Genomic DNA, 6,787 nt, shown 5'->3' on the forward strand with positions numbered 1-6,787 from the left:
GAAGATGGAGATCATTTGCAAGCAAAGAAGCAAGTGCTACTGCGACGATTGCGGTAGACAACGTTTTCGTGGTTGCTAGCAGAGACCGTGAGATCGGTGACGTTTTCATAACAGCTACTTTTGAGAAAAGTCGTGCGAAGACGGACGTTCTGGTAGATGCAAGCAATCAGCGTAACGCGATTGGCGGAAGCATCTACCGAGACTCCAGTTTTCTTCTTCGGCACGGTATGACCGCTGCGATGAGAAAACTTTCTCTAACCGGCACCTTTTCTCTAATCCGTAACTGCTACCAGTCTGCGAGGGGGCCTCGGGATGTTCCTGTCGCGTATTGATGTTGCTGGTCGCAAAACGCATCGGTCATCCCGGCCAAGTATTCGCCGACGATCTTTTCAAGCGGATGGTCTTGTTGGCGTTGGCGGAATCGCAGCGGCAGACGATTGGGGTCATTGGTCAATACGTTAAACAGTTCGCTCAACCGTTTCGCCGCCGAGTCTCGCACCGGAATCAAACGAGGGTGACGGTACACGGCGTCAAACAGGAACGCTTCTAGTTCGCGGCGTTCAGCACGGAGTGTTTCGCCATGACGGAACCGGACTCCCAAATCGCAGATGTCGTTGTGGTGATGCCCCTCGTATTGCCGCAGCATCTCGCTCGACACCTCGACCAACTCACTGACTTGCAAATCGATCAGTTCATGGACCAAGGATTGACGCAGTTGATGGATAGGCATGAAGCCTCGTTTGTCTCGAATCAAATCGAGCGCTCGCCGAACAATGGCGAGTTCTGCGAGTTCGTCGATCGAGAGCAGTCCCATTTGCAACGCATCGTCAACGTCATGAGCGTCATAGGCGATCGAATCGGCCGCGTCGACGAGCTGTACTTCTAGCAGTGGGGCTCGTCCCACGGCCGCTTCGGCCTTGTGAGCCCGCACATCTTGTCCAGCCAACGTTTCTCGCGACAGATTTAGTCCCGAGAATTCAACGTATCGCTGCTCGAGTTCGCTGACGATCACCAAGGCAAATTCGTTGTGTGAAAAACCGCCAACGGACGACATGTGTTCGCTCAGCACATCTTCGCCGCAGTGGCCAAAGGGTGGGTGCCCGATGTCGTGCATCAGCGCCAACGCCTCGGTCAGATCTTCGTTCAGCCGCAGCACACGAGCCATGGTGCGGGCAACCGACGCGACCTCGAACGTATGTGTCAGCCGGGTGCGATGATAGATCCCCATCTCGCCGGTAAAAACCTGCATCTTGCCGCTTAGTCGCCGAAACGCACTGCTGTGCAGGATCCGGTCGCGATCGCGAGCATAGGGGCCGCGATAGGGGTGCGTGGGCTCGGGATACAGCCGCCCCTCGGTATCGGCGCTGTGCATCGCATAGCTTGCCAATAGCAGGTGTTCGCTCTGGTCGTACAGCCTAAGCCCGTTCAAGGGATGCCTCCGTTCGGTTTCGCCTAATGCAGAGATCCGCTGCAACATTGCTTGGATCGATTCTATCGGTACGTTGTCCAACCGCGAGACGTCGGGGGCAAACTGCGAAACTGCGGGGGATTGTACCATGGGCTAGACCGATTCCAATAATGTCAAACAAGTTCGTAAAATTCTGCGGCGTAATCTGCACTGCGTACCTGATTTTTCCGGTGGGTCGAGTCTTTGGAAGCCGAATCTTAGTCGCCTGAGGCGGGATCGACCACTCGACAAATATCTTTAGGTTATCCTGCGGTACGTTGGGGGCAGATCTGGCATTTCGCCCTGAAAAAATTGGTAAACCTTTTATCCGACATTCCTTATGAAACGGTTTCTCGCACTCATTCTGTTGGCTCTCGGGCTGTGTACCCGATCACTCGACGCCCAACAGCCCGCCAGGGTTCAGCCCGACGGAATTCAGTCCGACTCGATCACTGATTTGCAAATCATCGATTGTCACACGCACTTTTATGACCCCTCGCGTCCGCAGGGCGTGCCGTGGCCGAACAAGAATTCGTCGCTGTACCGAACCGTTTTGCCACCGCATCTGCGTGCACTGAAGACCGAACGACCAATCGACGGGACGGTGATTGTCGAAGCGAGTGCATGGATCGAGGACAACGATTGGCTTTTGAATCTCGCCAAAGACGATCCGTTCATTGTTGGCATCGTGGGACGTTTAGACCCGGCCGCTGACGATTTTGAAGATCAAGTCAAGCGATTTGCCGCGAACCCGCTGTTTCGTGGGATTCGAATCTCTGCCAAACAGCTCAGCGACATGTTGCAAAACGGGACTGCGGCCAAGTTGGCGGTGCTCGCCCAGCATGACTTGTCGCTTGATGTGAACGGGGGCATCGATTCGCTCGCGGCGATTTCACAGCTGGCCGGCGAGTTACCTGAACTGCGAATCGTGCTCAATCACGTTGCCAATGTCGCCATCACGACGGACGCCCCACCGAGCGACTGGGTTGACGGTATCAAAGTTGCTGCTCAGTATCCCAATGTGTATTGCAAGATTTCGGGGTTGGTCGAAGGGGCGGCACGTAGCGGGCAACCGGTTCCCAGCGAACTATCGTTTTACCGGCCCTACATCGACGTCGTTTGGAATGCGTTTGGCGACGACCGTGTGATCTACGGCAGCAATTGGCCGGTTTGCGAGCGAGCGGCGGAATACGCGGTGCTGCAAAAGATCGTGATGCAGTACGCGATGCAAAAAGGCGAAACCGCGACACGAAACTTTTTTGCCGGAAATGCTAAACGAGCCTACAAGTGGATTGAGCGTCGTCCTTGAAAACAAAACCAACAACACGAAAACGTTCGACACGTCCGTCCAAGCGTACCCCAAAAACTTCCTCTAAATCCAAGCGAACTGCATCGCACGATGCCATTCGGATCCGAGGGGCGCGCGAACACAATCTGCAAAACATTGATGTCGAGATCCCTCACAACTCGTTGACCGTAATCACCGGCGTGTCGGGCAGCGGCAAGAGTTCGTTGGCGTTTGACACGCTGTTCGCCGAGGGCCAGCGTCAATACATCGATAGCTTGTCGGCATACGCCCGACAGTTTTTGGACCAGATCCCACGGCCTGACGTGGAATCGATCGATGGGCTGGCGCCAACATTGGCGATCGACCAAAAGCCTGGTTCGACCAACGGACGCAGCACCGTCGCCACGATCAGCGAGATCTATGACTATTTGCGGCTGTTGTACGCGCGGGTCGGCGTGCCGCATTGTGCTCACTGCAATTCGGCGATCGCAAAACAGTCGCCCGATGCGATTGTCGAATCGCTGGCGGCGCTCGCTCCGGGAACCAAGTTGGTCGTGATGGCGCCGATGGTGCGAGGCCGCCGTGGGACGCACCGCGAAGTGTTTGAATCGATCCAACAAGCCGGGCTGGTCCGGGCCCGCGTCGATGGCGAAACCTACTTGCTCGAAGAGGTGCCGGAGCTGGCACCGCGAAAAAATCACACGATCGAAGCGGTCATCGATCGGCTGGTGATTCGTGATGAAGCCGATTCGCGGTTGCGAGATAGCGTGCTGCTTGCGTTGCGACTGGGCGGTGGGTTGGCGTCGTCGCTCATTCAAGACGATGCCGGCGATTGGCACGAATCGATCTACAGCACCGCGATGGCGTGTGTCGAGTGTGGTGCCAGTTTCGAAGAGATTGAACCGCGGACGTTTAGTTTCAACAGCCCCTATGGTGCTTGCCGAACCTGTGACGGGCTTGGACGCATTGCCGTGGACGATCACACCACCGAGTGCCCCGATTGTCACGGCGGCCGGCTTCGAAAAGAAGCCCTGAGTGTCACGATCAATGGCATGGGGATTCATCAAGTTTGCGGGATGCCACTCGGAGAAACCGCAGATTGGTTTGCCGGAATCGACAAGACGTTCTCGCCGCTGCATGCCGCCGTTGCGGCACCGATTACATCCGAAGTCAGCAAGCGGTTGGCGTTCCTAAAGCGTGTCGGAGTAACGTACTTGACGCTCGATCGATCCGCTGATTCGCTCAGTGGCGGTGAGTTGCAGCGAGTACGGTTGGCGACCAGCATCGGCAGCGGACTGGTCGGCGTCTGTTATGTTTTGGACGAACCCTCGATCGGTTTGCACCCGGCGGATCATGACCAATTGATTCGCTGTATCACCGATCTACGCGATCAAGGCAACACCGTCGTCGTGGTCGAGCATGACGAGGCGACGATGCGGTCGGCCGATGTGTTGATCGACATGGGGGAAGGTGCTGGCGAACTCGGAGGCAAAATTATCAGCCATGGGACGCCCGCCCACGTCGAGAATGATCCGAAAAGTTTGACGGGCCAATACCTCTCGGGGGCGAAAAGCGTCCCGGTGCCTGACGAACGCCGACATCCCGTCGAAGGCCAATGGTTGACGCTCCGCGACGTCCAGACTCATAACTTAAAAAAGGTCACCGCGAAATTCCCAGTTGGACTGTTCATTGGTGTCAGTGGAGTGTCGGGCAGCGGCAAAAGCTCGTTGGTCAATGACACCCTGGCTCCCGCGGTTGCCGATTACCTGGGGCTGAAATCCGAGACGCCGGGACCGCACGCGGGGATCAGCGGTGTGGAGTATCTCGACAAGATGATCGCGATTGACCAATCGCCAATCGGCCGCAGTCCCCGCAGTTGCCCGGCGACCTACTCGGGCGTCTTGGACGAGGTACGTAAAGTTTTTGCCGCCACGCGAGAAGCAAAAACTCGCGGGTTTAACTCGAGTCGATTTAGTTTCAATTCGGCCGCGGGACGTTGCGAGCTTTGCAAAGGTCTCGGTGTGGAACGTATCGAGATGAATTTTCTCAGTGACTTGTTTGTCACTTGCACGCGGTGCGGTGGCAAGCGGTTCAATCGGCAAACCTTGCAGGTGCGTTTCAAAGGGGCCTCGGTCGCCGATGTGTTGGCGATGAGTATTGATGAGGCAGCGGCGTTCTTCGAGAACGTCCCGCGGATTCATCGTCAACTCGCTTCACTGCAAGCGGTGGGACTGGGCTATCTCGGGCTCGGACAATCGAGCACGACACTCAGCGGTGGCGAGGCCCAGCGGATTAAACTCGGCACAGAACTCGCTCGTGTTTCCACCGGGCGAACGCTGTATTTGTTGGACGAACCGACGACCGGTTTGCATTTCCAAGACATCGAGCGGTTGGTGCAAGTGCTGCAGCGGCTGGTCGATGCCGGAAACACCGTGATCGTGATCGAGCATCAATTCGACTTGTTAGCCGCATGTGATTGGATCATCGACGTTGGACCAAGCGGTGGAATCGGAGGCGGCGAAATCGTCGCCCAAGGCCCTCCCGAGTTAATCGCCGAATCGGAAAAAGGAGCCACCGCTCCCTACTTGGCCGCCGTGTTGGAAAAAGCAGCCCGTGATTGGTAAAGGCAGTGTTACTGCCCACTCGTTATAATGGCAAACATGGATTGTGATCTGATGACGAGTATCCCTGAGTGGATCATCGAGTACCCCGAAACCAATGCTGTCTTTGACGAACTTGGGCTCGATACAAGCTGCGCTGGCAAATCGCTTCAGTATGTTTGTCACCACCGCGGGCTCAGTCCTCAAGCGGTGCTGTTGCGGTTGCAGCATGTGATCGGGCAAGGCGAGGAAAGCGATTGACCCTGCCGCCGACATCGGGCGACAGCGGACCGCGTCGATTTACGATGCGTCGCCGCCTGCCAGACGTTTCTGTTCGTCAGCTTGGACATTCTTTTCGACGCGGTTACGAAGCGTTGTCTGCCAACTTGGCGACAGCGTGGGGACGGCGGCAAGTTTGGCGGCAGCATCCCGGTCGTGCTTGTCACGGTGCATGATCCGATTGGCTTCGGCGATCGTCCACTGCGGTTCTCGCCGCTCGAGCAACGTGATCTCCATTCCCTGCTGGACCATGCCTTCGACAATGACTCGAAAATACCACCCGGTGCGACCGGTTTGTTGGACCTGCAACGCCAGCGTTTTGATGTCCCATCGGCGAGCTAATTTCCAGCAGGGTTGCCGAGGCTGCGAGACCTGGACCGTGGCTTCGCCGATCGTCCATACGTCTCCAATGCAAACGTCCGCCTCGGTGAGACCCGCGATCGTAAAGTTCTCGCCAAACGCACCCCAATTCAAATCAGGGATTTGCAGCGTTGTTCGCCAGTCGGGGTAGTGGTCGGCCGGGTAGACGCACACGGCCTTGTGGGGACCTCCATGGTGCTCCAGATCCGCTTGTTCGTCTCCGTCAAGATTCGTGGACCCCAGCCACAGGGGTTCGCTGATCGATTGCTTTAAAAACCCGGAAACCCAGGGCTTCTCGGTTCCGAGCGTTTGCGGCCGACCCACGTTGATAGAAACGATTGTTGGCACTGGCTAATCTCGTGGTGATGCTATGGATTCTTAGACCCGGTCCGACGGTCCTTAGTGCTCTGACATCAAGGCGAGACACGAATCGGCATCGCAATCAGCAGTCCTGCCGTCCGGTCCTCGGTGCTCTTGCGATGTTTAACATGGCATTTTAGACATTGGGAAGCAAGCCGGATCGATCCGGCAAAACGATAGCGATCGGCTTCAACCGCTTCATGATAAACTTGTTTTTTACGGAGTGCTTTCACGGCAGCCTTCTCGAACTCGTCCTCCGGTTGATGATCGACGTTCACCACATCGGTGTCCACGATCAACCACTTCAGTTCAATGTTGTAGTGAGTCGCCAATTCATGGAACACATCCTCAAGCGATGCCGATGGAATCGCATGAGCCTCGTCTTCGTCAAAGAAATCGCGATGAACAATCTGCAGCGTGCCGTGGATCGTTTCGTGCAACAGTCGAGCACGC

Annotated in this window: 6 protein-coding genes; 3 read left to right on the plus strand and 3 right to left on the minus strand. The window is 56.3% G+C overall.

What is annotated here, in order from left to right; translation table 11 throughout:
• Positions 1 to 286 precede the first annotated feature (286 nt).
• Positions 287 to 1,429: a dGTP triphosphohydrolase gene (gene dgt, locus ABX962_RS25900; RefSeq protein ID WP_372723689.1), complete on the minus strand. Its 1,143-nt coding sequence runs from the start codon at positions 1,427 to 1,429 to the stop codon at positions 287 to 289.
• A 358-nt stretch (positions 1,430 to 1,787) separates the two neighbouring features.
• Between dgt and ABX962_RS25905 the strand changes: the two genes are divergently transcribed.
• The 3 genes from ABX962_RS25905 (at position 1,788) to ABX962_RS25915 (ending at position 5,596) form a co-directional block, all read left to right on the plus strand.
• Positions 1,788 to 2,756, plus strand: a complete 969-nt coding sequence (locus ABX962_RS25905; protein WP_372723680.1) for an amidohydrolase — start codon at positions 1,788 to 1,790, stop codon at positions 2,754 to 2,756.
• 161 nt (positions 2,757 to 2,917) lie between these two features.
• Complete coding sequence (gene uvrA, locus ABX962_RS25910) at positions 2,918 to 5,359, plus strand: excinuclease ABC subunit UvrA (protein WP_372723682.1); 2,442 nt, start codon at positions 2,918 to 2,920, stop codon at positions 5,357 to 5,359.
• Between the two features lie 51 nt (positions 5,360 to 5,410).
• Positions 5,411 to 5,596: a hypothetical protein gene (locus ABX962_RS25915; RefSeq protein WP_372723684.1), complete on the plus strand. Its 186-nt coding sequence runs from the start codon at positions 5,411 to 5,413 to the stop codon at positions 5,594 to 5,596.
• Positions 5,597 to 5,635: 39 nt separating this feature from the next.
• Here the strand turns inward: ABX962_RS25915 and ABX962_RS25920 are convergent, their stop codons facing one another.
• Positions 5,636 to 6,322, minus strand: a complete 687-nt coding sequence (locus ABX962_RS25920) for an MOSC domain-containing protein (RefSeq protein ID WP_372723686.1) — start codon at positions 6,320 to 6,322, stop codon at positions 5,636 to 5,638.
• 65 nt (positions 6,323 to 6,387) lie between these two features.
• Positions 6,388 to 6,787, minus strand: a 400-nt coding sequence (locus ABX962_RS25925) for a DUF3365 domain-containing protein (RefSeq protein ID WP_372723687.1), incomplete at its 5' end; no start/stop codon positions are given.

Source organism: Novipirellula sp., from assembly GCF_041583735.1.
GTDB lineage: Bacteria > Planctomycetota > Planctomycetia > Pirellulales > Pirellulaceae > Novipirellula.

Bases quoted from the DNA above. Each gene is read 5' to 3' on its own strand.
- ABX962_RS25905 (WP_372723680.1), top strand. From the start codon at position 1,788: ATGAAACGGTTTCTCGCACTCATTCTGTTGGCTCTCGGGCTGTGTACC.
- ABX962_RS25915 (WP_372723684.1), top strand. From the start codon at position 5,411: ATGACGAGTATCCCTGAGTGGATCATCGAGTACCCCGAAACCAATGCT.